At 53.9% G+C, this 24,868-nt stretch carries 22 protein-coding genes; 18 read left to right on the top strand and 4 right to left on the bottom strand.

Annotated features, from left to right (window positions below):
* Positions 1-8: 8 nt before the first annotated feature.
* Both recG and ACE6ED_RS03900 read left to right on the top strand, forming a co-directional pair.
* Entirely contained in the window at positions 9-2,060 is a 2,052-nt protein-coding gene (gene recG, locus ACE6ED_RS03905) for an ATP-dependent DNA helicase RecG (RefSeq protein WP_410825661.1), read from the top strand.
* A 106-nt stretch (positions 2,061-2,166) separates the two neighbouring features.
* Positions 2,167-2,454 (top strand): stage VI sporulation protein F, encoded by a 288-nt coding sequence (locus ACE6ED_RS03900; RefSeq protein WP_410825660.1) that lies wholly within the window; start codon positions 2,167-2,169, stop codon positions 2,452-2,454.
* A gap of 137 nt (positions 2,455-2,591) precedes the next feature.
* Here ACE6ED_RS03900 and ACE6ED_RS03895 read toward each other — a convergent pair whose 3' ends face one another.
* The 4 genes from ACE6ED_RS03895 to ACE6ED_RS03880 form a co-directional block, all read right to left on the bottom strand.
* Entirely contained in the window at positions 2,592-3,833 is a 1,242-nt protein-coding gene (locus ACE6ED_RS03895) for a cation:proton antiporter (protein ID WP_410825659.1), read from the bottom strand.
* Between the two features lie 3 nt (positions 3,834-3,836).
* Positions 3,837-4,331 carry a cation:proton antiporter regulatory subunit gene (locus ACE6ED_RS03890; RefSeq protein ID WP_410825658.1) on the bottom strand — a complete coding sequence of 165 codons (495 nt, stop codon included), beginning with the start codon at positions 4,329-4,331 and terminating at the stop codon, positions 3,837-3,839.
* 53 nt (positions 4,332-4,384) lie between these two features.
* Positions 4,385-4,747, bottom strand: a complete 363-nt coding sequence (locus ACE6ED_RS03885) for a hypothetical protein (RefSeq protein WP_410825657.1) — start codon at positions 4,745-4,747, stop codon at positions 4,385-4,387.
* 477 nt (positions 4,748-5,224) lie between these two features.
* Positions 5,225-6,154, bottom strand: coding sequence for a C40 family peptidase (locus ACE6ED_RS03880; RefSeq protein ID WP_410825656.1), 930 nt, complete (start codon positions 6,152-6,154; stop codon positions 5,225-5,227).
* Between the two features lie 263 nt (positions 6,155-6,417).
* Here ACE6ED_RS03880 and ACE6ED_RS03875 point away from each other — a divergent pair, with 263 nt between their 5' ends.
* The 16 genes from ACE6ED_RS03875 to ACE6ED_RS03800 all read left to right on the top strand — a co-directional run bounded on the left by ACE6ED_RS03875 (position 6,418) and on the right by ACE6ED_RS03800 (position 24,790).
* Positions 6,418-7,482 carry an ABC transporter substrate-binding protein gene (locus ACE6ED_RS03875; RefSeq protein WP_410825655.1) on the top strand — a complete coding sequence of 355 codons (1,065 nt, stop codon included), beginning with the start codon at positions 6,418-6,420 and terminating at the stop codon, positions 7,480-7,482.
* A gap of 65 nt (positions 7,483-7,547) precedes the next feature.
* Positions 7,548-8,483 carry an ABC transporter permease gene (locus ACE6ED_RS03870; RefSeq protein ID WP_410825654.1) on the top strand — a complete coding sequence of 312 codons (936 nt, stop codon included), beginning with the start codon at positions 7,548-7,550 and terminating at the stop codon, positions 8,481-8,483.
* A complete protein-coding gene (locus ACE6ED_RS03865) occupies positions 8,470-9,264 on the top strand; it encodes an ABC transporter ATP-binding protein (RefSeq protein WP_410825653.1) in 795 nt (264 codons plus the stop codon). The genes ACE6ED_RS03870 and ACE6ED_RS03865 overlap by 14 nt, the downstream gene beginning before the upstream one ends.
* Before the next feature lie 334 nt (positions 9,265-9,598).
* Complete coding sequence (gene abc-f, locus ACE6ED_RS03860; RefSeq protein ID WP_410825652.1) at positions 9,599-11,074, top strand: ribosomal protection-like ABC-F family protein; 1,476 nt, start codon at positions 9,599-9,601, stop codon at positions 11,072-11,074.
* A 140-nt stretch (positions 11,075-11,214) separates the two neighbouring features.
* Complete coding sequence (locus ACE6ED_RS03855) at positions 11,215-13,026, top strand: sensor histidine kinase (RefSeq protein ID WP_410825651.1); 1,812 nt, start codon at positions 11,215-11,217, stop codon at positions 13,024-13,026.
* Entirely contained in the window at positions 13,019-14,254 is a 1,236-nt protein-coding gene (locus tag ACE6ED_RS03850) for a response regulator (protein WP_410825650.1), read from the top strand. The genes ACE6ED_RS03855 and ACE6ED_RS03850 overlap by 8 nt, the downstream gene beginning before the upstream one ends.
* 116 nt (positions 14,255-14,370) lie before the next feature.
* Positions 14,371-15,690: an ABC transporter substrate-binding protein gene (locus ACE6ED_RS03845; protein ID WP_410825649.1), complete on the top strand. Its 1,320-nt coding sequence runs from the start codon at positions 14,371-14,373 to the stop codon at positions 15,688-15,690.
* A gap of 74 nt (positions 15,691-15,764) precedes the next feature.
* On the top strand, positions 15,765-16,661 hold the full coding sequence (locus ACE6ED_RS03840) for a carbohydrate ABC transporter permease (RefSeq protein WP_410825846.1): 897 nt from the start codon (positions 15,765-15,767) through the stop codon (positions 16,659-16,661).
* A 3-nt stretch (positions 16,662-16,664) separates the two neighbouring features.
* The gene (locus tag ACE6ED_RS03835; protein ID WP_410825648.1) at positions 16,665-17,504 is read left to right on the top strand and encodes a carbohydrate ABC transporter permease; all 840 of its coding nucleotides are present in this window, start codon (positions 16,665-16,667) and stop codon (positions 17,502-17,504) included.
* A 12-nt stretch (positions 17,505-17,516) separates the two neighbouring features.
* Positions 17,517-18,635 (top strand): rhamnogalacturonan acetylesterase, encoded by a 1,119-nt coding sequence (locus ACE6ED_RS03830; protein ID WP_410825647.1) that lies wholly within the window; start codon positions 17,517-17,519, stop codon positions 18,633-18,635.
* A gap of 194 nt (positions 18,636-18,829) precedes the next feature.
* A complete protein-coding gene (locus ACE6ED_RS03825; RefSeq protein WP_410825646.1) occupies positions 18,830-19,621 on the top strand; it encodes an SDR family oxidoreductase in 792 nt (263 codons plus the stop codon).
* A gap of 198 nt (positions 19,622-19,819) precedes the next feature.
* Positions 19,820-20,533, top strand: coding sequence for an MgtC/SapB family protein (locus ACE6ED_RS03820; protein WP_410825645.1), 714 nt, complete (start codon positions 19,820-19,822; stop codon positions 20,531-20,533).
* Between the two features lie 128 nt (positions 20,534-20,661).
* Positions 20,662-21,672 carry an aldose 1-epimerase gene (locus tag ACE6ED_RS03815; protein ID WP_410825644.1) on the top strand — a complete coding sequence of 337 codons (1,011 nt, stop codon included), beginning with the start codon at positions 20,662-20,664 and terminating at the stop codon, positions 21,670-21,672.
* Between the two features lie 256 nt (positions 21,673-21,928).
* Positions 21,929-22,555: a TraX family protein gene (locus tag ACE6ED_RS03810; protein WP_410825643.1), complete on the top strand. Its 627-nt coding sequence runs from the start codon at positions 21,929-21,931 to the stop codon at positions 22,553-22,555.
* A gap of 176 nt (positions 22,556-22,731) precedes the next feature.
* Positions 22,732-24,252: a copper amine oxidase N-terminal domain-containing protein gene (locus tag ACE6ED_RS03805; RefSeq protein WP_410825642.1), complete on the top strand. Its 1,521-nt coding sequence runs from the start codon at positions 22,732-22,734 to the stop codon at positions 24,250-24,252.
* A gap of 343 nt (positions 24,253-24,595) precedes the next feature.
* Positions 24,596-24,790, top strand: coding sequence for a DUF2188 domain-containing protein (locus ACE6ED_RS03800; RefSeq protein WP_410825641.1), 195 nt, complete (start codon positions 24,596-24,598; stop codon positions 24,788-24,790).
* Positions 24,791-24,868 lie beyond the last annotated feature (78 nt).

The raw sequence follows: 24,868 nt of genomic DNA, 5'->3' as shown, positions 1-24,868 counted from the left end.
GGATTCGTATGACGTTATCTTTACAAGAAATTCAGATACAGCAGGTCAAAGGCGTGAGTGCTCAGAAAGCAGCCGAGCTTCACGCCTTTGGCATCTATTCCGTAGCGGATCTGCTTGAGTATTATCCATTCCGGTACGAGGATTACCGCCCCCGCACATTAAGCGAAGTGAAGCACGGCGACAAGGTAACGGTCCAAGCCAAAGTGATGGGTGTTCCGGTACTGCAGCGCTACGGCGGTAAGTCGAGGCTGAGCTGCAAAATGCTGGCCGAACCTTGGATGTTTACGGCCACCTGGTTCAACCGGCCTTTTGTCAGGGAGCAGCTTACGCCCGGTAGAGAAATCGTCCTGTCCGGGAAATGGGATCAGAAGCGAAGCCAGATCACTGTAACCGACTACGAATTTCCCGACAAGGGAGAGGGGAAAACCGGCACGCTGCAGCCCGTGTATTCGGTAGGCGGTAAAATCACGCAGAACTGGATCCGCAAAACGATCTGGACGGCGCTTCAGCAGTATGGGGAGCTGATTCCCGAAATCCTGCCGTCGTTGATTTTGCGCAAATATGATTTTATGCCCCGCAAACGGGCGATTGCCACGATCCACCGCCCTGAAGATACACGTGAAGGGCAGCAGGGAAGAAGGCGGATGGTGTATGAAGAGCTGTTTTTGTTCCAGCTGAAAATGCAGGCGTTTCGCGTATTAAACCGCGGCCGGATGGACGGGGTCGTGCATACCGCCGACAACGCTACAATCCGGGAGTTCGTCCGCAGCCTGCCATTTGAGCTTACGGATGCTCAAAAGCGGGTCGAACTGGAGATCTTGCATGATATGCGCTCCCCGTACTGCATGAACCGGCTGCTGCAGGGTGATGTCGGCTCAGGCAAAACGGTGATTGCGGCCATCGGGCTGTTTGCCGCTGTTCGTTCCGGTTACCAGGGCGCGCTGATGGTTCCGACCGAAATCCTGGCGGAGCAGCATACCCGCTCGCTTCAGCGCTTGTTCGAGCCGTTTGGCATTACGGTTGGCCTGCTCACCAGCAGCGTGACCGGCCGCAAGCGCAAGGATCTGCTGGCCTCACTGCAAATGGGCTTAATCGATATTATTGTCGGGACACATGCGCTGATCCAGGAGGATGTGTATTTCCGTGAGCTGGGGTTTGTAGTTACGGACGAGCAGCACCGGTTTGGCGTCAATCAGCGGAGCATTCTCCGCCGCAAAGGCTACAATCCGGATGTGCTGACCATGACGGCGACGCCCATTCCCCGGACCATGGCGATTACCGTGTTTGGGGACATGGATGTCTCGACCCTGTCAGAGCGTCCTAAAGGCCGCATTCCGATCAAGACGCATTGGGTGAAACACGACATGATGGACAAAGTGCTGAAGCTGATTGCCCGTGAGGTCAGCCAAGGCCGGCAGGCTTATCTCATCTGTCCGCTGATCGAAGAATCGGACAAGCTTGACGTGCAGAATGCCATCGACCTGTATGTGCAGATGCAGCAAGCATTTCCCGATTTCAAAGTGGGACTGCTCCACGGCCGGATGACGCCGGCGGAAAAAGACGAAGTAATGCGCGCATTTTACGAAAACGAAGCCCAGCTGCTTGTCTCCACCACCGTCGTAGAGGTGGGGGTCGATGTGCCGAATGCGACGCTGATGGTGATTATGGACGCCGACCGGTTTGGCCTGTCGCAGCTTCACCAGCTGCGGGGCCGGGTAGGCCGGGGCGAACATGCTTCGTATTGCGTGCTTGTTGCCGACCCAAAGTCCGAGGTTGGGCGTGAGCGCCTGACAGCCATGACTGAAACGGATGATGGGTTCGAGGTGTCGAGACGGGATCTGGAGCTCCGGGGACCCGGCGATTTTTTTGGGACAAAGCAAAGCGGTCTGCCTGAATTCCGGCTGGCTGATATGACTGCCGATTTTGCCATACTGGAACAGACACGGGACGATGCGGCAGCGCTGCTGGCGGACGGGACCTTTTGGACGGCGGCGGAATTTGCCCCGCTGCGCGGATATTTGCAGAAGGAGCAGATTTTTCAGGGAGATTTGATTGACTGAGCGGGCAGTTCAGCCCCGCGTATCAAATATTGCATGCAACTAGGCACATTCGTCATCCGGAAGTCATATACTGGAATGTCCGGATAGAATGGGAGGTGCCATAAGGTTGAACTATGTGCAGTATGGAATCAGTCCCCAATTTGTGGAGCGGGTCAAGGTAAAGATGAAGAATCCCGCTACCAAAGAACGCATCAAAGCCATGATTAACGGGGTGTCCAAACAGGATCTCCAGAATACAGCTACGGTGCGGCGGCTCGTTCGGGGAGCGGCTGGAGTCCTTAACGAGAAGCTGACTCCGGCTCAGGAGGAGCAGATTGTGCGGTTTGTGATTGCCCAGCGAATCGATCCGTCGAATACGTTTCATCTGATCCGTTTATGGGGCATGTTTAGATGACAAGCCGCCAAGGCGGCCGGGCAGCAGCCGGTTCCGCGTTTCGGCTGAAAACAACATGAAGAGGGCTGACCTCTCAAGCCGGTAACTATGGCTTGAGAGGTCAGCCCTTCTTTATGACGGAAGCCAATCCTTTATCGTCAGGATTCGCGTTCGGTCAATGTTTTGTCCGCTTTGCGTTTCAAATAACGGCTGTTGAATTTGAACACTTTGTCCAGAAGGTTGAACACCAGTTTGGATTCTTTGGTCAACAGCGGACCCATAATGGCCAGAATCAGCACGTACATCGCCGCAAATGGCTGCAGCACTGCCATCAGGCCGCCGGCTTTGCCGAGATTCGCCATAATGATCGAGAACTCGCCTCTGGAAACAATGGTCAGCCCGATATTGGCGGAAGCCCTGGGGCTAAGCCCGGCGCTGCGGCCCGACAGCATACCTGCCAGGAAGTTGCCGAACAGCGTCACCGCCACGGCAGCCAGCGCGTACCAGAACGATTCTCCGCCAAGCGACATCGGATCGATGGTCAGACCGAAGCTGAAGAAGAAGATCGCTCCGAAGAAATCCCGGAACGGGATAACCAGCTTTTCGATGCGCTTCACGTGATCGGTATCGGCCAGAACCAGCCCGGCGAGCAGGGCGCCAATGGCTTCGGCGACATGGATCGTCTCGGAGAAACCCGCAATCAGGAACAGCGATCCAAAGATGACGAGTGAAAACAGTTCGCCTGATTGAATGTTCAGTGCCCGGTTCAGCAGCGGAACCAGCTTTCTGCCAATAATCAGGATGCCCAGCATGTAGCCGAGTGCGATGGCAGCCGATAGGAGAATGCCGCCCACCGAGGTCGAACCGCTGAGCAGGAAACCGGACAGGATGGAAATATAAACGGCAAGAAAGACGTCTTCAAACATGATAATGCCGAGGATCATTTCCGTCTCCGGGTTGGCCGTCCGCTTCAGGTCGACCAGAACCTTGGCCACAATCGCACTGGAAGAGATGGTTGTGATACCCGCGATCACGAGCGTCTCTGCCAGCGGGAAGCCCAAAGCAAATCCAAGCACCAGTCCTAACGTGAAATTGATCAGAATATAAATGGTGCCGCCAACCGCGATGGATTTGCCAGCTTTGACTAGACGGGAAACTGAAAACTCCAAGCCGAGGTAAAACAGCAGAAACAGGACGCCGATGCGGCCGAGGAACTCAATCAAAGAGGCGCTTTCGATAAACCGAAAGTCGAGATGCCAGATCTTGAAGGCATGCGGTCCTACCGCCATGCCGACCAGGATATAGAACGGAACTACGGAGAAGCGGAGTTTGCTGGAGATAAGGCCGGCCATTGCGATCAGCGCAATGGCCAGACCGATTTCGAATACAACATGATTCATCTATTAACCACACCCGTTCCTTAGGATTTCTCGGAACCGTCGATGCTGCTCCCGTTCGCCGGCGGCGACAATCATGCACTCGGCGCTTAGCACGATGTCGGCTCCCGGATTAATATGCTTTGTATGATTCTTCTCAATTACTGCAATAATGCTTACCCCCGCACGCGCCCGGATATCGAGCTGTCCGATGGTGTGTCCGATGCATTGATTACCCGGCTCCATCTTGTACCATTCAATGACAAGGTCATCGAGTGCGACCTCAATAGACTCCAAGGCTTTGGGCTTATAAGTGACTCCGCCCACAACGGCGGAAAGCGTGCGTGCTTCCTCATCATCAAGGGTGACCATGGAGATGCTGTCGTCGGGGTCGTCGTAATGGAAATGGTACAGTTCGCGGCGGCCGTCGTCATGGACGATGATGACAAGCTTGTCTCCGCTTCTGGTTTGGAAAACAAATTTTTTGCCGATCCCTGGAAGGTCGGTTTCTCTATAATTCATGATAAATCCTCCTGTGGATAACTATACTTGGCTTGCAGATTCAATGAATTTCATTAAGCGCTAAAATGATCTACGAAACGTGAGGTGTATTTCACCGGACGCAGCAGCAGTTTCTTTAACCGTTTGCCGATCAGCGGAATGAACAAAGCGCCTGCCGTACCCGGCATCATCGGATCGGCGGGGGGAATGCTCCCGGCATTCGGTGCCTTGACAGCCAGGGATCCCGGCCATTTGGGATGGAACCGAAAGGTCGTCGCAAATGGATGATCATGCTTGTAAGGGTGATAGGCGTTCTGTTCGTAATTAACCGGCTGATTGCGATGCGCAAAGGTGTCGGTGTTCGGAAAGGCCAAAGCCAAAGAAAACAGTACCAGCATCAGCACGGCAGCAAGTCTGCTAGTCTTCGAGCGCTTCATTCCATACACCTCCTTTCGGCTAGTTATGTAAATAATGATACCATAGGGCGGAGTTCAATCCAAATCGAATCCGTATTTTTTTACAAGAGAACGTGATAGAAAAGCAGATTTTGTAAGTGTTGAAGAGATAAGGGCATGTTTCTGCTTATAATCGGGTTAAACAGGCTGGAAATTACGAAAAACGTTCCAAATTGAACCTCGACATATTTGTGCAGCTTGCATCAACGGGAGGTTCGGCGGCTGGCACAGAAGGAATATTTTGGTGAATAATGGGCCGACATGAGTATCGTCTTGAGGGAAACGGCTGCTGAGGAAGGAGTGCTTCCGCTACGTGACTTGAGACTAGGTAAGGCTGAATCGGATAGAATGAAAAAAGCCCGCGCCGGCAGGCCAGCTGCATTTATGCCGGACGATCGGTACGGGCTGTGTAACAGAGGGTTCTGAGGCGTCGTTTGCCCCAAATGGGTTGATCCGGTACTACATTACGCTCCGCATAAACAGGATCACATCGCTCCAGTACCCGGTGTCCAGATTGCTGATCTGCACGCCGGGATCCCCCCAGGTATGAATGAATTTGCCGTCGCCAATATAGATGCCGACATGGCCCGGGATCGCATCGCTCTCAAAACGTCCGGGTACGGTAAAAAAGATCAGGTCGCCTTTTTGCAGCTGGTCCCGGGAAACGCGTGTTCCTGTTTTTCCTTGATCTTTAGCAAGCCGGGGAAGGTCGACGCCATAGCGTTTAAACACATGTCTTGTGAAGGAGGAGCAGTCGAAAGTCCGCGAATTTTCATAGGGCTCTGCGCCAAATTCGTAAGGTACGCCTAAGAACTGCTTCGCGTACTGAATCAGGCTGTCGGAGTTACCCGAGGCTGCTTGAATCCGGAACCGGGGTTCTTTGGACTGCTCCGCAGTTTCCTGCCGCTTCTGCTCGTTTTCTTTATAGGTTGGTGTCCCGATTACAATGGAACCGGTGTCCCGGCTTAAGCTGACGTTTGCATGCAGCAGTTTGGACAAGGCGTCGGCGGACAGGAACATTTGATTGCCGTTCATCACCGGCGCGTCGGGCAGGGTTACCGGATGGCCATAAGCTGAAGCCTGAACTGAACCGGGACGCAGGCGGAACATGCAGTCGGTGTAACCCATTTTTATTTCTCCGTCTTTACCGCCTTCCGCAAAAAGCCGGTACCCGAGCTGGTCCGCTGCAACGCTAAGCGGAATTAACGCCGCGTTGTCGCTTCGCTTCAAGCTTAGCGAAGTGCCTGTTTTTGCTTTGGCTTCATTTGTGTGGACGTGCTGCTGGGCTTGATCCGTGTCCGCGGGAGCGGTGCCGCAGCCGGCCTGCGCGGCGGTAACGGCTGCCAGCAGCAGCAAACGGGGGAAAATGGCTTTTGGATGATTCAGCATGTAGATGGCCTCCAAGCGATGTATTTACTGAAAAGTGTGCGCAGCCGGTCCTGCTTTATGTAACAAAAACGTGAGGAAAACGATGTAAAACTCCTAAATTTAAACGATTGACGGATATTCGCCGCCAAGCTAATATAAGTGAATAGACTTGGCGTTGAAGTTAAGAGGTTCATGTAAGCTGTCGCTTTAATAAATAGAAGCGATACTGCTGTAACGCTCACTTCAATGCACGCGCTGAAACCGTAAACGAAGGGGTTGTCACTATGAAAACAAAGAAAATATGGGCCGGGATCGGCTTATCGCTGATGCTGCTGGCTGCCGGCTGCGGCTCCAATAACGGCGGCGCGGCTTCGAACGGCAATGCAGGACAGGGAGCCCAGCCATCCGCTGGCTCCGGAGCTGCGGATGGCAAATCCTACAAAGTTGCCATTTCGCAAATCGTCGAGCATCCGTCTCTGGATGCTACCCGCGAAGGGTTCCTTGCCGCATTAAAAGACGCGGGCCTTACGGAAGGCGATAATTTGACCGTGGACTATCAGAACGCCCAGAACGACCAATCTAATAACCTTTCGATCGCCCAGAAGCTGGCGACTGAGGATAACGATTTGATTCTGGCGATTGCGACACCTTCGGCCCAGGCCGTTGTGCAGTCCGTCAAAAACGATACGCCAATCTTGTTTGCGGCGGTCACGGACCCGATCGACGCCAAGCTGGTCAAGGACTTGGAGAAACCGGGCGGCAACGTGTCGGGCGCTTCCGATACGAATCCGGAAGCAATCACCCGGTTGATGGATTTTATCGCCAAGCAGTTCCCAAAAGTGAAGAAGCTCGGCATCATCATTAATGAAGGTGAAGCTAATGCGGTCGTTATGGCGGCAAAGGCGCAGGAGGCCCTTGACAAGCATGGAATCGAGCTGATAAAAGCACCGGTAACGAACACCTCCGAAGTGAAGCAGGCGGCCGAGTCCCTTGTGGGCCGGGCGGACGCGCTGTACATTACACTGGATAATACGGTTGTGAACGGCGTCGATTCGATTATTCAGACGGCCAAAGACAACAAGCTGCCGTTCTTCTCCAGCGACCGCGACACGGTTGAGAAGGGAGCATTCGCCACGGTCGGCTTCAAGTATTACGATCATGGCTACCAGGTAGGCGAGATGGCGGCTGAAGTGCTGAAGAACGGCACTTCTCCAGGCGAGATGAAGGTAGCGAAGCAGGAGAAGCTGGACCTGATTCTTAACCTGAAATCGGCACAAGATCAAGGCATCGAGGTAACGGACGCGATGAAAGCGGAAGTCGCGGACCAAAACAACAATTTGATTCAATAATCGATCTTATAGGTGACGGGGCGTTTTCTGCGGAACGCCCCTTGTCGTTTCAAGGAGGAACAGGGATGGACTGGTTAAATGGCGCAGTCGAATTGGGGCTGCTTTATGCTTTTATGGCGCTTGGCGTTTATATTACATTTCGGATTTTGGATTTCCCCGACTTGACCGTGGACGGGAGTTTTACGACGGGCGGCGCAATTGCGGCTGTCCTGATTACAAACGGCGTACATCCGCTGCTCGCTACTCTGGCGGCGGGAGCCGGCGGGATGCTGGCTGGTGCGTGTACCGGCCTGCTGCATACAAAAGGACGGATAAACGGGCTGCTGTCCGGCATTCTCATGATGATCGCGCTCTATTCGATTAATTTGCGTATTATGGGCAAGCCAAACGTGTCGATGATGGGTGAAAATATCGTTTTCGCCTCTATCGATCCGCTAATTATTATGCCTTTTGTTGTCATTATTATTAAGGTGCTGCTGGACTTGTTTCTGCGGACCGATCTGGGGCTTGCGCTGCGGGCGACGGGGGACAACGCCAAAATGATCCGCAGCTTCGGCGTAAACACGGACAATACCATCATTCTCGGCATCAGTCTTTCCAACGGTCTAGTGGCCCTTTCGGGCGCGCTTGTATCCCAGGTATCGGGTTTTGCGGATGCTTCGGCAGGGATCGGAATGATCGTGATCGGGCTGGCTTCGGTGATTATCGGTGAAGCGATTTTCGGCGCAAAAAGTGTCTTCCGCGCCACACTCGCCGTCGTGCTTGGCTCGATTGTCTACCGTATCGTCGTGGCCCTGGCGCTGCGCGTGAACCTCGATGCTTCGGACCTGAAGCTGATTACGGCTATTATCGTCATCATCGCTCTCGTGTTCCCGTCCATCCAGCGGGTATTCAAAGAGAAGAGCACCGCGCGCAAACGGACTGCCGAGCTGGTAGCCGCCAATGCCAAAACGGATGCCGTAGCAGGCAAGAGAGGGGGCGGCGTCAATGCTGGAGCTTAATAACGTATCGAAGTTGTTTAATCCGGGTTCGCCGGATGAAAAAATTGCCTTGCTCGGCATTCAGCTGACTTTGCGCCCTGGCGATTTCGTCACCATTATCGGCAGCAACGGCGCCGGGAAGTCGACCTTGATGAACATTATTTCCGGCGTCATGAAGCCGGATATCGGCGAGGTGCGGATTGAAGGTTCTTCAATCAGCAGTTTGCCGGAATACCGGCGAGCCCGCTGGATCGGCCGCGTGTTCCAGGACCCGATGGCGGGAACCGCGCCGCATATGACCATAGAAGAAAATCTGGCCATGGCCTACCGCCGCGGCCAATCGAGAGGACTGCGTTTCGGCACCGGTGCAAGCTCGCGCAAGCTGTTCAAGGAGCAGCTTCAGCGGCTTGGCATCGGGCTGGAGAACCGCCTGCGCGCCAAAGTCGGTTTGCTGTCCGGCGGCGAGCGGCAGGCGCTCAGCCTGCTGATGGCCACCTTTACGAAACCGCAGATCCTGCTGCTGGATGAACACACGGCTGCGCTTGACCCGTCAAGAGCAGAGCTGATTACCCGCTTGACCGAGTCGATCGTGCGCGAAATGAACTTGACGACCCTGATGGTTACCCATAACATGGAGCAGGCGATCCGGCTGGGGAACCGGCTGATTATGATGGACAAAGGGCGCATTATTCTCGACATCGATGAGGAGCGCAAACGCGATTTAACCGTTGAGCGGCTGATGAGCGAATTTGAGAGCATTAGCGGGCACAAACTGGCTGATGACCGGATCATGCTCGGCTGATTGGGTTGGCCGGCTTGGCCGCATTTCGAACCGGCATCTGTAAAAGGTAGGGTGCCGGGTTGAGATTTCACGGCAGGCATGGTATGATACCGCTAACCATATACGAAACGGGGTTGAACGGATAATGTAGAATTCTTGCAGAGATAAGACAAGTTAACGCTAAGTAGCGGTACGCTTGTTTTGTTGTGCAAGAAAGATACCTTATCCGTTCGCTCATCGGCATATTCCGCTTGCGTGCAGACGCAGGCGGCTTCCTTTGTCGTACCATTTATGAGCCGTAAGAGAGGGTACTTTCTTGCGGCTCTATTTTTTATGTGCGGGGAGGATGCCGTTTATGTCAATCATTAACGTATCAAACCTTACTTTTGCTTACGAAGACAGTTATGAACCGATATTCGACCATGCCAGTTTCCAGATCGATACTGACTGGAAGCTGGGCTTTACCGGCAGGAACGGACGGGGCAAAACGACCTTTCTTCAGCTGCTGCTCGGCAAATATGAATACAGCGGAACAATTTCCGCTTCGGTGGAATTTGATTATTTTCCGTTTGAAGTGCAGGACCAAGAGCAGCTGACATTAACCTTAGTTGAAGACATCGTTCCGGAGCGGCAGCAGTGGGAAATCATGCGGGAATTTACTTTGCTGGGCATGGACGACGGCGTTTTTTACCGCCCGTTTGACTCCCTGTCGAACGGCGAACAGACAAAAGTGCTGCTGGCCGCGCTGTTCCTCAAAGAAAACCGGTTTTTGCTGATCGACGAACCCACCAACCATCTTGACGCAGAAGCGAGAGAACTGGTAGGACGCTATTTGTCCTCCAAAAAGGGCTATATCCTCGTTTCCCATGACCGTGCGTTTCTTGATCAGTGCGTGGACCATATTTTGTCCATTAACCGTACAAACCTGGAGATTCAGAAGGGGAATTTTTCGGCCTGGAATGAAAACAAGCTGCGGCAGGACCGTTTTGAACAGGCGGAGAACGACAAGCTCAAAAAAGACGTCAAGCGGCTGACCGAAGCCTCCAAGCAGACCGCCGACTGGTCCCATGCCGTGGAACGGTCCAAAAACGGAACACGCAATTCGGGTTCCAAAATCGATAAGGGGTATGTCGGCCACAAGGCGGCTAAAATGATGAAACGCTCCAAGTCGCTTGAAAACAGACAGCAGGAGGCGATCCGGGAAAAGTCCGCGCTGCTTAAAAATGTGGAAACGGCGGAAAGCCTGAAAATCCCCTGCCTTAATTACAGCGGCAGACTGGTGGAGCTGAACCGGGTGACGATTCAATACAGCGGGCAGCCGGTCTGCCGGGACGTCAGCTTCACCATTGAACAAGGGGACCGGATCGCGCTGTCGGGCCGGAACGGCACGGGCAAATCGAGCCTCTTAAAGCTGATCTGCGGCGAAGACATCCCCTATACCGGCACGCTGCACAGAGGAAGCCGGCTGCAAATTTCTTATGTGCCGCAGGACACCTCGCATTTGAAGGGCAGCTTGACCGATTACGCAAGAGCATACAGTGTGGATGAAAGCCTGATGAAAGCGATCCTTCGCAAACTGGATTTTGCGCGCAGCCAATTCGACAAGGATATTTCCTCCTACAGCGGCGGCCAAAAGAAAAAAGTGCTGCTGGCGCGCAGTCTATGCGAACAGGCCCATTTGTATATCTGGGACGAGCCGCTGAATTTCATTGATGTGCTGTCCCGGATGCAGCTTGAAGAGCTGCTGCTGGAGCACGCGCCCACCCTTTTGTTTGTGGAGCATGATCAGGAATTCCGCAGGCAAATCGCAACCAAAACCGTGGAGCTGTAGCATATGAACGGCAGTTCGGGGGAGAACCTCCGGACTGCCTTTTTTCTTTGCGCATTAGGCGGGCGGTATGCTATGATTCCTGCGTTGAAGGCTCCGGTCAATTTCAAACGGCATAAGTTGCAGCCAATAGGGGACAGCGGATGGCCGGAACAATTCTGAACAAGGAGCGGGGATTCGGGATGGGTATACATAAAAACGCTTTCAATAATGGCGGGATTTTCACCAAAACGATGATTCTTATTACTTGTGTGCTGCTGCTGTCTTTTTTGTTTTCCTTTGCCGTGCTTCAGTATGTGTACCGGATTTACGACAAGCAAATTTATGAAAAGGCCTCCGAGGTGCTTGGCATGTCATCGCTTAATATCGAAAACGAGCTGCGCGAGTTGGAACAGCTGTCTTTTACGGTCGTGACGGACGAACAAATCCAGCAGTGCCTGCGCCTCTTGCAGCAGGACCCCAAGCCGTATGAACGGCTTGTGCTGAACAACCGGATTATCAACCGCCTGGTCGCTTTTGCCGGGGCCGAAAAATACGTCTATTCCATGCTGCTGCTGGATACGAACGGCGGGGTGATGAGCGCAGGGAACCGCCAGGGAGTCTCGCAGGCACTCCAGGAGGAGCTAAAAATCAGGGCCAGGGATGCTGGCGGCAGCAATGCCTGGTATACCCGGGGAGACGGGAATTCGCTGCTCGCCGTCCGGCAGATCAAGTCGTATACAGGTTCGACGTTTACTTTGGACCATCTGGGCACGCTTGTGATCTCCATCCGGATTGACCGGATTATCCGGGACAGCTCCACGCTGCCGGACAACGGCGGACAGCTGATTGTTGCCGATGCGGAGAGCGGCCGGGCCGTCTATCCCGAGAAGCCAATCCTCGGGGAAAATGAGCTGCGGGAAGAGCTGGCTTTAGGGGAGGCGTACCGGACCGCCACCTTTAGCGAAGGCACGTATTTTGTCGCCAAAACGGCTTCCTCTTATATGAACTGGACGTATATCAATGCGACGCCGTTTAATGAAATGTTCAAGCAGATCAATCTGGTCAAGCAGCTCGTGCTGGTGATTTTTGCAATGATCCTGTTTTTTGGCCTGATTCTTGGCTACCGCCTGGCCCGGAGTATCGTACGCCCGATTATGAAGCTGACCCGCAAGATGCGGCAGATTGAGCATGGGGGATTGGATAATCTGGAAGAGCAAACGCTTGGCCGGGTGTCGGATGACGCGCAGGACGAGGTCAGCCTGCTGCAGCGGACATTCAAGCTGATGATAAGGCGGATCCGCGAACTGATCGATGAAAATTACGCCAAGCAGCTTACGATCCGGGAAACGGAGCTAAAGGCGCTGCAGGCCCAGATCAATCCTCATTTTCTTTACAATACGCTGGAGTCCATCAACTGGCTGGCCAAAATGAACAAACAAACCCAAATCTCCCAGATGGCGGAAGCGCTTGGACATCTGCTGCGCAGCTCAATCGGTTTAAAGGATACCCTGATCCCCCTGCGGCAGGAGCTTGCGATCGTCAACAGCTATGTGTATATCCAGCAAACCCGGTTTGAGGAGCGCCTCGATTTCCGGCTGGAAGCGGCGGATGAGCTGCACGATGCGCTGGTGCCCAAGCTGGTGCTGCAGCCCCTGGTGGAAAATGCGATCCGGTATGCGCTGGAGCCAAAAATGGACACGTGTACAATCGCGGTCACCGCCCGGAGGGAAGGAGAGCGGCTGCTGCTTGAAGTCGGCGACGACGGGCCTGGAATGACAGAACGGTTTGTGGCCGATCTGTTGGAGGGCAAAGTACAAACCCGGGGGGAAGGCATTGGGCTGGCCAATATCCGCGAGCGGGTCAAGCTGGTGTTCGGCGCCGAAGGGGAGGTCGGGATCACAAGCTGCCCGGACGGCGGGACGCTTATTCAAATCGTTATTCCCTTGAAGAAAGGAGCTATCTCTCATGTATAAAGTGCTGCTGGTGGACGACGAACGTCTGATTTTGCAGGGCATTTCCCAGGTGGTCGATTGGAACGGAGCGGGAACCGTTCTTGCGGGAACAGCCCGAAACGGGGCGGAGGCGTTGGATAAAATTGCGGAGCTGCTGCCGGATATCGTCATTACCGATATTGCCATGCCCGTACTTGACGGGATCGGGCTTGTGGAGCGCTGTGCTGTGGAGTATCCGGAGCTTCGTTTTGTCATGCTGACCGGGTACAAGGAGTTTGATTACGCCCGCAAAGCGATGCTGCACGGCGTCAAGCATTACCTGCTGAAACCCTGCAACGAAAACCAGATTCACGAAGCGTTGGCCGATTTGACAGGAGAGCTGGAACGGGCCAAAGAACGGGAAAAACAGGCCGATCATATGCTGCGGCGGTTTGAGAAGGTGCTGCCGCATGTGAAAGAGCAGTTTTTAAAGGAATGGATCTCCAACAAAACTTACGGCATGCAGGATCTGGAGTACTACGAGGAGCTGTTTGGCTTAAGCCTTAACGGCACCACCGTCCGGCTTGTCTTGTTTCAGATTCAGGACAGCCACGAATACGAGCATCTGTTTGCGCTGCAAAACATCGTCAAAGAGCACCTCCACGGCGCGCTGCTCAGCACGACCATCGACGGCCGGCTGCTGTTTTTGCTGGAGGAACAAAGCGCCGGAGCGGAGCTAATGGAGAAGCTGGAGCAGGCCTGCGGCGTCTTCCGCGGATATTACAAAATGAATGCCGCCGCGGCGGTCGGCGATCCGGGGACGATGATTCATGCACGCAGAATGTACCGGCAGATGAAGCAGGGAATTGAACGGCTCCTCTCCTCCGGCAGGGAGCAGGTGTTTACAGTAAGCGATATCCACAGCGGCCAATCCTCTGTCGTCGATAAAATGCTGCGTGCCGTTGCCGAAGAATATGCGAATGAGGAACTCAGTCTGAATGCGATCGCCGCACAGACGCTATATATGAATCCCGACTACCTCGGCAAGCTGTTTAAGAAAACAACCGGCGAAAATTTTTCGGCTTTTTTGACCAATTACCGGATTGCCAAAGCGAAGGAATGCATGGCGCGCGAAGGGGATGTGAAGGTATTCGAGCTGGCGGAACGGTTCGGATTCGGCGGCAACAGCCAATATTTCAGCCAGGTGTTTAAAAAGGTAACCGGTCAGACCCCCACTGAATTCTTGAGACAGGGGATGCCGGAAAATTAAACAATCAGGACGGATTTTTGTATTCATTCCAGCGGATAATTTTGAGAATATTTACCTATGGAAGCGCTAACAGCGACGGCTTTCAAATCATGCGATGCAAAAGGAGAGGAAAGGTTTTGAAAAAACGTTCCGCATTACTGGCCATCCCTCTGTTACTTACTCTGATTTCGGGCTGCGGCGGCGGCGGAAATACCGAAGCAACGCCGGCCGGCAGTCCGGACAGCGCGGGCGGCGCTGCGAACTCGAAAGGCTCCTCGGAGCCGGTGACACTGCGGATTGCCTGGTGGGGCAGCGATGCCCGGCATTCCTACACGCAGCAGGTCATCGACATGTATGAAAAAAACAATCCGAACGTAACCATCGAACCGGAATACGCTTCATTTGATGATTACTGGAAAAAACTCGCCCCGCAGGCGGCGGCGAACCGGCTGCCGGACATTGTGCAGATGGACATTTCGTACATCAACCAATATGGCACGAACGGACAGCTGGAGGATTTGACGTCTTACCTCGGCAAGTCGATTCAGGTTGGCGACGTAAACGAAAACGTGCTGAACACCGGCAAAATCGGCGGCAAGCAGTTTGGAGTACCGCTGGGCGTCAACGTTCTCGGTTTTCATTACGATCCGGAGCTGCTGAAAAAAGCGGGTGTAGACGCCATCCCGGAGAATTGGAATTGGGATCAATATAAAGAAATCGCGATGAAAGCCAAAGACGCCGGCCTGTATATGGACAGCTCCATGGCTGCCGATGTGTTTTTTAATTACTATCTCCGCACGCAGGGTTTTTCGCTCTACAACAATGACGGCACGGCGCTTGGTTATGAAGACGACAAACTGTTCAGCGACTTCTTCGGCATGCTGTCCGGTCTGATCAAGGATGGCGCGGTGCCGACACAAGACAAACTGAGCCAGAATAAAGGCGTTATCGAGGAGTCCGAAATCGTAAAGGGCACCGGCATCGGAATCTGGCAGTGGTCCAACCAGTATGTCGCGCTGCAGCAGGCGGTCAACCGTCCAATGGAGCTGGCGCAAATGCCGGGACCGGGAATGGAAAAAGGGCTGTATATGCAGCCGAGTATGTACTGGTCGATCACCGCAAATTCCAAGGTGAAAGAAGAAGCCGCGAAATTCATCGATTTCTGGACGAATAATGAAGAAGCCAACGCGCTGATTAAAGGGGAACGCGGTGTGCCGATTTCCGCCAAAATCAAAGAATCCGTCTCCAAGGTGCTGACCGAGCCAGGCCAGCAGGTCTTTACCTTCGTCGCGGATATGGAGCCGAAGACATCCCCGATGAGTCCGCCGGTCGGATCGCCCGAGGTGGTGGCGCTGCTGTCCGACCTTGCCGAGCAGATGAACTTCGGACAAATTGAGCCGGACGCCGCGGCCAAGCAGTTCCGCACCGAGGCGACGGAAATTTTGGCGAACCGGTAAAGGAGGAATCGGCTTTGGCTTACAGCAATCCGCTTCCGGGCAATGCAGATCGGCCTATCGGGGCCAGTACCAGGCTGGGCCGGAAGCTGCGCTCCAATCTGACCGGCTATGCGTTTATCTCGCCTTTTGTCATCGGCTTCCTCTGCTTCACCCTGATTCCAATGGTGATTTCGCTCTACTTGTCGTTCACGAAATACAATTTGTTCTCCCCGCCCAAATGGGTGGGGATGGACAATTACGTCAAAATGTTCACGGGTGACCCTAAATATCTGCAGTCGCTTAAAGTTACGCTGCTGTATGTATTTATCGGCGTGCCGCTCCGGCTGACGTTCGCCTTGTTTGTCGCCATGATTCTGAACACGAAGTCGCGGATGGTCGGTGCGTACCGGACCATGTACTATTTGCCTTCCATTATCGGGGGCAGCGTGGCGGTCTCCATCATGTGGCGGAACATTTTCAGCGACACAGGGATTGTGAACGGACTGCTTGGCGTGTTCGGATTGGGGCCGGTCAGCTGGTTTGGCAACCCTTCGGCCGCTCTGGTCATGCTGATTACCTTGTCCGTGTGGCAGTTCGGCTCATCCATGCTGATTTTCCTTGCCGGCCTGAAGAACATCCCCACCGAAATGTACGAGGCGGCAAGCGTGGACGGCGCCGGATTTTTCCGCAAATTTGTTAAGATTACGATGCCGCTGCTCAGCTCCGTTGTGCTGTTTAACCTGGTCATGCAGACGATCAGCGCCTTTATGACCTTTGTGCCCGCTTACATTATCTCCAAAGGGGAAGGCGGTCCGATGGACGGTACGCTGCTGTATTCGCTGTACCTGTTCCGCCAGGCGTTTATGTTTAACAACATGGGGTATGCTTCGGCTATGGCATGGGTCATGCTGCTGCTCGTCGGTATTATGACCGGTATTTTGTTCAAAACCTCCAAGGCTTGGGTGTTCTACGAATCGGGAGGTGCCAAATAAGTGATGGCTAATACCAAATTCAAATGGCCGGTGTATCACCTGCTGGTTGGCGCGCTTGCCGTGGTTATGCTGTATCCGATTCTATGGATGATCATGAGCTCCTTCAAAGAAAGCCGGCTGGTGTTCGTGACGGCCCAGCAGCTGATTCCGAATCCTTGGGAGTGGGGCAATTACGCGAAAGGCTGGGAGGGCGTCGCCGGATATTCTTTTGGTGTGTTTATCCTGAACTCGTTGATCATCGTCGTTCTGTCTACCATCGGCGCCGTGCTGTCTTCTTCGCTGGTCGCCTTCGGTTTTGGTCGCAACAAGTTCATTGGACACGGCCTCTGGTTCGGCATTATGATGATGACACTGATGCTTCCCTCGGATGTGGTGCTTGTGCCGCAGTATATCATCTACACCAAGCTCAACTGGCTCGACAGCATCAAACCGATTGTTGTGCCGCAGTTTTTCAGCGTGCCGTTCTTTACGTTCCTGATGCTGCAGTTTATCCGGACGATTCCGGCAGAGCTGGATGAAGCGGCGACAATCGACGGCTGCGGGAAGTTCAGGCTGTATTATCAAATTATACTGCCGCTGATCCGTCCGGTGATGGCCACGGCCGCCATCTTTTCATTCTACTGGCGCTGGGAGGATCTGCTTGGCCCGGTGCTGTATCTCAATTCCCCTTCCAAATACACCGTGTCGATGGGGCTGAAAATGTTCCTCGACAGCGAATCGGTGTCCAATTGGGGGCCGATGTTCGCCATGTCGGTGGTGAGCCTTGCGCCGGTCATGCTGATTTTTTTCCTGTTTCAGAAGCAGATCGTCGAGGGAATCAGCACAAGCGGCCTGAAGGGGTAAGGAGGAGGTTTATTGCTTAGTTTCGACGTGATGAGGTTTGATTTTGGCATGGGAAGACCGGCAGCGGATATGGTGAAGGTAACACCGGAAACGGAATATTCAGAAGCCGCAGGTTTTGGTTTTCTGCCCGGTTCGGTGGTATACGCCCGGTCCAGACCCGGCTCGGAATCACCCGGAGGAAATTTTTGCATCCCCCTCCGGGCGGGGTTCCGGATGGACGTTCCTGACGGCGTCTACCGAATTACGCTGCTGTCCGGCGATCCGCTGGCGGAGACCCGGACGGCGGTCCGCGGACCGGGAGCACGGAGCCTGCTTGATCCGTTAGCCGGGACTGCCGGCTGTCCCGCCGTCGAATCGTTTAGTATCCGGGTGGACGACGGTTCGCTGCTGCTGTCGTTTACCGGTGCGGCTCCGCGAATTAACATGCTGGAAATCCGCCCCGATCCCGAAGCGCGCGTATTGTATCTTGCGGGGGACTCCACGGTGACCGACCAAGGGGAAGCCGGTTTTCCGTACGCAGGCTGGGGACAATACCTGCCGGAGCGGTTTAAAGCCGGAATCGCTGTCGAGAACCGGGCGCTGTCCGGCCGCAGCTCCAAAAGCTTTATAGAAGAAGGGCACTGGGAGCGAATCCTTGGCACGCTCCGGGCCGGTGATTACGTGATGGCCCAATTTGGCCATAATGACGCCAAGCCGGATTCCGCAAGGCGGACCGAACCGTTTACGACTTACAAGGATCAGCTTAAGTTTTATATTGAAGGCGCCCGCCGGGCGAAAGCCCAGCCGGTGCTTGTCACGCCCGTTCATCGCCGTGCTTTTGACGGACAAGGCCGGATTTTGAATACCCACGGCGGCTACATTGAAGCAATGCGCGAGCTGGCTGCGGATGAGCAGGTGCCGCTAATCGATTTGGCAGACAAAAGCAGGGAACTGTTTGAACGGTACGGTCCCGAAGGAACAAAAGACCTGTTCATGTGGAGTTACCCCGGCGAATATTTGGCGCATCCGGCAGGAGTATCGGATAACACGCATTTTCAGGTGCTTGGCGCACGGCTGCTTGCCGGACTGGTTACCGATGCAATGGACGAAGCGGGACTGCATGAACTCGCCATTTATCAGCGGAGGAATTAGGGTGCGGCAGAAGCATCTTGCCATGCAGGCGGTTGAAAAGTCAGTCTGAAATAACGCCTGATCCGTCCTGACCGGGGGAACCGGGAGAGTCAGCGATTCAGCAGGGCGCATGGGAGGTAAAGGTTAAGGAAAGAACATAACCGTGGCCGCTTGTCAGGCGGCCGCTATCGCCCATACGAGGAGGAATCGTGGACATGTCGGAGAAGAAGCTGGCAGGCAAGGTAGCGATCGTAACCGGAGGCGGGTCAGGGATTGGCAAGGCAAGCGTGCTGCTGTTTGCGGAGCAGGGGGCCAAGGTGGCGCTTCTGGACCGTACTGTCGATAAAGCGGAAGAAGTCAAACGCCAGGTCGAGCAGGCCGGCGGCGAAGCGATGGTAGTGGAATGCGACATCTCGAAGCCGGAAATGGTCAAGCAAGCGGTCAACCAGGTCGCCGAGACGTGGGGCAGACTGGATGTGGTATTCGCGAACGCCGGAATCAACGGAGCCATGGCGCCGATTGAAACGATGGAGATGGACGATTGGGACCAGACGATTCAGATTAATCTGCGCGGCACGTTTGCGACGGTAAAATATGCGATCCCGCACTTAAAAGAACGCGGTGGCAGCATCCTGATCTGCAGCTCGATCAACGGCAACCGCGTGTTTTCGAATATCGGATTTTCTGCGTACAGCACAACGAAGGCCGGCCAGGTTGCTTTTATGAAGATGGCGGCGCTGGAGCTTGCCCAGTTTAAAATCCGGGTGAATGCAATTTGTCCAGGGGCCATCGAGACCAATATCGGTGACAACACGTTCCCTTCCGACGATCTGGAAGAAGTCAAAATTCCGGTGGAATTCCCGGAAGGCGACCAGCCGCTGGAGGAGGGACCGGGCAAACCCCGCCAGGTGGCGAAGCTGGCACTGTTCCTCGCTTCGGACGATTCGGATCACATTTCGGGCACCGAGGTGTACGTCGACGGAGCCGAATCGCTGCTCCACGGCTAAGCGTCATGACGGGCTTGTGAAAACCGTTGCCTAACGCTTGCGGTTAGCGCATAATATAATAATGTTTGATTAAAAAACCGCCTCGGCGGTTTTTTTGCAGATAGGGTTGTTGTTAACACTTCTGCTGAATACCGCTTATTCCGTGCCAGTTGGTAATGCGTCCGGCGGTGCTACGAATCCTGAAGGAGGCATAAGACCATGAGTTTAACAGAATCGGTAATCAAGCTGCTTGCCGCCATGCTGTTTGGCCTGTTCATCGGAATCGACCGGCAGCTGAAGCAGAAGCCGCTTGGTATACGCACCAGTATGGTCATCAGTATCGCCAGCTGTCTGGTTACCTTGGTATCGATTCATGCATATGATCAATTCGCCAATCCGAACCATCCCAACATGGACCCCATGCGGCTTGCGGCGCAAGTTGTGAGCGGCATCGGTTTTTTGGGGGCAGGCGTGATTCTGCGCAGGGGCGGAGACGCCATTACGGGCCTGACGTCGGCTGCGCTGATCTGGGCGGCTTCAGGTATCGGCATTGCAGTGGGCGCGGGTTTTTATGTGGAAGCCGGTGTAGCGGTGCTGCTGCTGATATTTGCCGTCAACGTCGTTCCGCATTTGATTAGGCAGATTGGCCCGCAGAACCTGAACAAACATGATCTTGCCGTCAAGATCATCATGAAATCAAACGACGGCGGCATGACCGACCTGATCTATAAGATTGAGGAAGAGAAGAACCGGAAGCACGATACCCATCAGCGGAACAAGATTATCCGCAGGATAAAAATCAAGGATCTGGAGGATGGCAAGCAGCAGATCGATATGGTGCTGTCCACCCCCGATCATAATTATGCGACCGAAGTGTATTATTTTATAAAAACAATTGACCATGTGATCAGTGTTGAAGTGGAGCAGCTGTAGAATAAGGGGGAGGAGCAAAGTCTGATACCGTCCCCCTTCAAAATTGCTCATGTTACGAACCCGCAAGATATGATACGCTTACAGTTGTATGCTACTTGATTGTTTATGTGGAAAGGAGCACGAAGCAAGTGACAACCATTCAAGCTTATGAAGGAACCTATGAAGGTGAACGCGCGGTCTGGCTAAAAGCTGGAAATTATGAAGCGGCGGTGCTGCCCGAAATCGGCGGCAATCTGATTTTGTTCCGGGATGCCGTAAACGGTTACCGTTTTCTCCGCGAACCGGGAGCCGAAGAGATGGAGGAGTTCCGGCAGAGCCCCGGTGCGCACGGGATCCCGGTTTTGTTCCCGCCCAACCGCTACGAGGACGGCAAATTTCCATGGAATGGCAAAACGTATCAATTTCCTGTTAACGAAGAAGCGACGGGCAACCATCTGCACGGCTTTTTACATACGGCGGCATGGGAAGTGGAGGAGTTCGGCACTGGCCGCAGCGAAAGCTTTGTAACCGTCGCCATCCGGATTGACGACAGCCATCCGTCGTACGTCTATCTGCCCCACCGTTACACCGTCAGATTGCGGTATTCCCTTGGACCGGACGGGCTCTCCCAGCAGCTGACTGTCCGCAACGACGGCGACGAACGGATGCCTTGTCTGCTGGCGTTCCATACGGCAGTAAACGCGCCGTTTGCACCGGGCAGCAGCGCAGACGATTGCCTTGTGAAGGCAACAATCGGCGAACGCTGGGAATTGAGCGAGCGGATGCTGCCGACGGGCAAGCACCAGCCGTTGTCCGATGGCGAAAAGCTGCTGCGCGGCGAAGGCGTGAGCCCTTATTTTGAGCCTATGGATAATCATTACACCGCCGTGCCGCAAGACGGGCGCAACCGGATGGAATTGACCGATACACGTATTGGCGTTACCCTGGTCTACGATGTCGGGGTTTCCTACAAACAGTGGATGATCTGGAACAACGGCGCTAACGGCACTTTTTTCTGCCCTGAGCCGCAGATTAATCTGGTAAACGCTCCAAACGTCGAGCTTCCGGCGGAAACAACCGGACTGTTCGGACTTGAGCCAGGCGAAATCTGGGAGGAAACCGCCCGTCTGTATGTTAAACCCGCTGCGTCTTCCCGGTAAAAAGGGACTACTTCTAATGATTAAGGAAAAGTCCGCGCACTCCAGTGTGCGGGCTTTTTTGCCGTTACCAAGTTTCCCGCCAAAGCCAAGGCTCCCGGAAATATTATCCCGTTGATAGGCGGCTATGCCCGGAGGCGCGGAAGTTGCGCCCGCCATACAAATCCAGCATAATAAGAGTCAACCTTTTCCTAAACGTGCCGGCTTGTTAATGCGGCGGAGTTTGGGCCCGGAGAGCTTAGAATCAAGGAGGAAACGGATGCAACTTATTGCCATGCTGACGATGCTGATCGATCACACCGGATACATCTTTTTTCCCGAGCAGCCCGCATGGAGATACATCGGGCGGATTGCGTTCCCGCTGTACTGTTATTTGTTGGTTCAGGGGCATTTGCACACTTCGTCAAGACCAAGATATTTGTTCCGTCTGCTGCTAATTGCAGTGGCCTCCCAGATTCCGTATAATTTTGCGCTTGCGCCATTTGGACTAAATGTCGTGTTTACGCTCCTTGTGTCCGCCGCCGTACTCAGCCTGCTGGACTGGCTGCCTCACCCCGCTTACGGGATACCGGCCGTGCTGGCTGCTCTTTGGGTTATGGACCGGCTTCCGTTTGACTATAATGCCTACGGGTTGCTGCTTGTGCTGGTGTTCCGCTACCTGCCTGCGTTTTGGGCGGTTGCAGGACATCTGGCGCTAAATTTTATCTATCTGTTTTATTATGGCTGGGCGATCCAGATGTTCAGTCTGCTTCCGACCCTTGTTATTGCGTTTGGCGGTGGAGTGGAAACCCGGCTGAACCGGATCAAGCCGCCCCGTTGGGTGTGGCGTGTTTTTTATCCGGCGCATCTTGCGCTGCTTGCTGCTGTCAAATGGATCGTATGGTGACGATTTATCAGGAAAGGCAGGCTAACGTAGAACCCTTAGTCTATCCGTCCTGTTTGGGATGCGCAAATACACGCAACCGTATCCTACAATAGGCTAGGGCCAAAGTAAGATTTACAAGATCTCCCTCCCGCTGAGATAATAAATTGATTTACATTAATCAGCAGGGGAGCAATGCAATGAAGAGAATTTCATCCATCGGTTTTAAATGTCTGGCGCCGCTGCTGGCGCTCTTGCTGGTATTGGCGGGCTGCCGCCAGGTCGGAGCGCTTGATTTGAACAAAGCGCTGCTGAGCGCGCTGGATGTGCGTTCAGGGGAATCCAGCTTTTCGCTGAGTCTGCAGCTGGAAGCGTCGGAAGGGGCCACCGCGGAAGACCGCGAGATCATCGATTGGATCAACTCGCTGTCGGTTCAGGCTTCTTCCATTAAGGCGCAGGAGAACGGTACCGTTTCGGTAAGCGGTAACATCGGCTACAAATCGGCTGTCGTGCCTTTTGCCCTTTATGCGGATAACACGCAGGCGGTTCTTCAAGTGGAAGGCGCCAAGCAGCCGTTCGTTGTGCCGTTTGGCGATATGATGGCTGAAATGGAAGCGGAAGGCCTTGATCCGGCCAAAGCCCAGGAAGTATCCAATCTGGTCACCGAATTCCTGGTAAATAATCTTCCGAATCCATCGGTGCTGCAGATTTCGCCGGCCACCGAAACCGTGTATGGAGAAACGCTGAATCTTACCAAAGTTCATGCGGAAGTAACCGGGGATGAACTGCCGGCACTTGCCAAATCACTGCTGAAGTCCATTTCCGAGGATACGGAAGGCTTCAAAAAGCTGATCGGCGGGCTGTACGATTATTTGATGCCGATCATCAAGAAAAACGGAGCGGACGAAGAGCTGTTCCAGGGTCTGGGCATCCCGTCTGTGCCGCTCGACGATAAAGAAGGCATCGTCACTGTGGTGCATGACGCTGCCAAGCTGCTGGTCGACACAGGACTGCTCATGTACGACCAAGGTCTGGAAAGCCTGTACAGCGATGTGCCGGAAATGCGCACAGTGCTCAGCAAAGAGACGAAGCTGACCGCGGATCTGTACGTAGACAGCTCGCTGCATATCCGCAAGCAGGCTGTCGACTTCCGGATTGCGCTTCCGCAAGGTGAAGACGTACCGGTGCGCAGTGTGACGGTCAAATCCGTAAGCGAAGCATGGAACATCAATGGCCAAGTTACCGCGGACGTTCTTTCTGCGGATGGCGCGCTTGATGTATCCGATCCGGATGTAACTTCGGCACGCGTGCTTTCCGTGTTTGACCCGCAAAGCGCGGCATACCGGATTCTGAAGGAGGATATGGGGATTACCTCCGCGTCGCTCGTTATTCCGGTGGAAGATGATTACTATTATCCGCTTGTAATCGATAACGTAACGATGGTTCCGGTCCGTTATATAGCCGAAGACTTGGGCGGCCGTCTGGAGTGGAATGGTCAGACGTCCGAAATCACGGTTATCGATGATCTGGATGGGGATAAGCTGACGTTTAAAGTGGACTCAGACAAGGCCTCGCTGAATGGTTTGCCGATCGAGCTGGCGCAGCCTGTCTTTATCGACGAATACGGCGACGCTTATGTACCGCTGCGGATACTGGCGCAGACACTGGGTGCTGCCGTCACTCAAGATGAAGAGGGTACGCTCTTCATTACCCGTGATTAGATGGATCAGGCAAAACAATAGAAACAGGCACCAGCTCTCTTACGGGGCTGGTGCTTTTTTTTACTCGGCGGACCGACGGGAGAAAAGAAGCGGGAGGCCCTTATGTAAAAAGTAAGCGCAACTGTTTCGGAGTTCCGGACAGCGAGTAATGAAAGAGAAACCGGAAAAAATATGTGTGGGGTGCTTGAAATTTTAAAACCGATGAATTATATTTAAAAAAGTAAGTTACTAAAATAAGTGGAGGTAATAATTAATGACAAGCTTCCGGGCACTTGTTTCGTTCCGAAGGCATTGGCTAATTATAAAGTAAGAGGCCAAACGCCAAGCTAAGGAGGAATGACCGATGCCTTGGAATCACGATAACTACCCCGACTCCCTGAAAAATTTCACCGCGCCTGTCCGCAACAAAGCGATTGATATTGCAAACGCGCTGCTGGAGGACGGTTACGAGGAAGGCCTCGCGATTTCCATCGCGACGGCACAGGCGAAAGAGTGGGGCGAAAATCACGACAAGCAAATCCGCAAAAAAGGCCATTAGTCCCCGCGGCTTGGCCTGAAACGAAACAACGGGGCCGTCCCGAACGTCATCTTAAAATGACGCGGGACGGCCCCGTTT

Origin of the sequence: Paenibacillus nanchangensis (assembly GCF_046543445.1) — a bacterium.
Classification (GTDB): domain Bacteria; phylum Bacillota; class Bacilli; order Paenibacillales; family Paenibacillaceae; genus Paenibacillus_AQ; species Paenibacillus_AQ nanchangensis.
The sequence above is the reverse complement of the archived record's forward strand: the minus strand, read 5'-3'. Positions and strand labels throughout refer to the sequence as shown.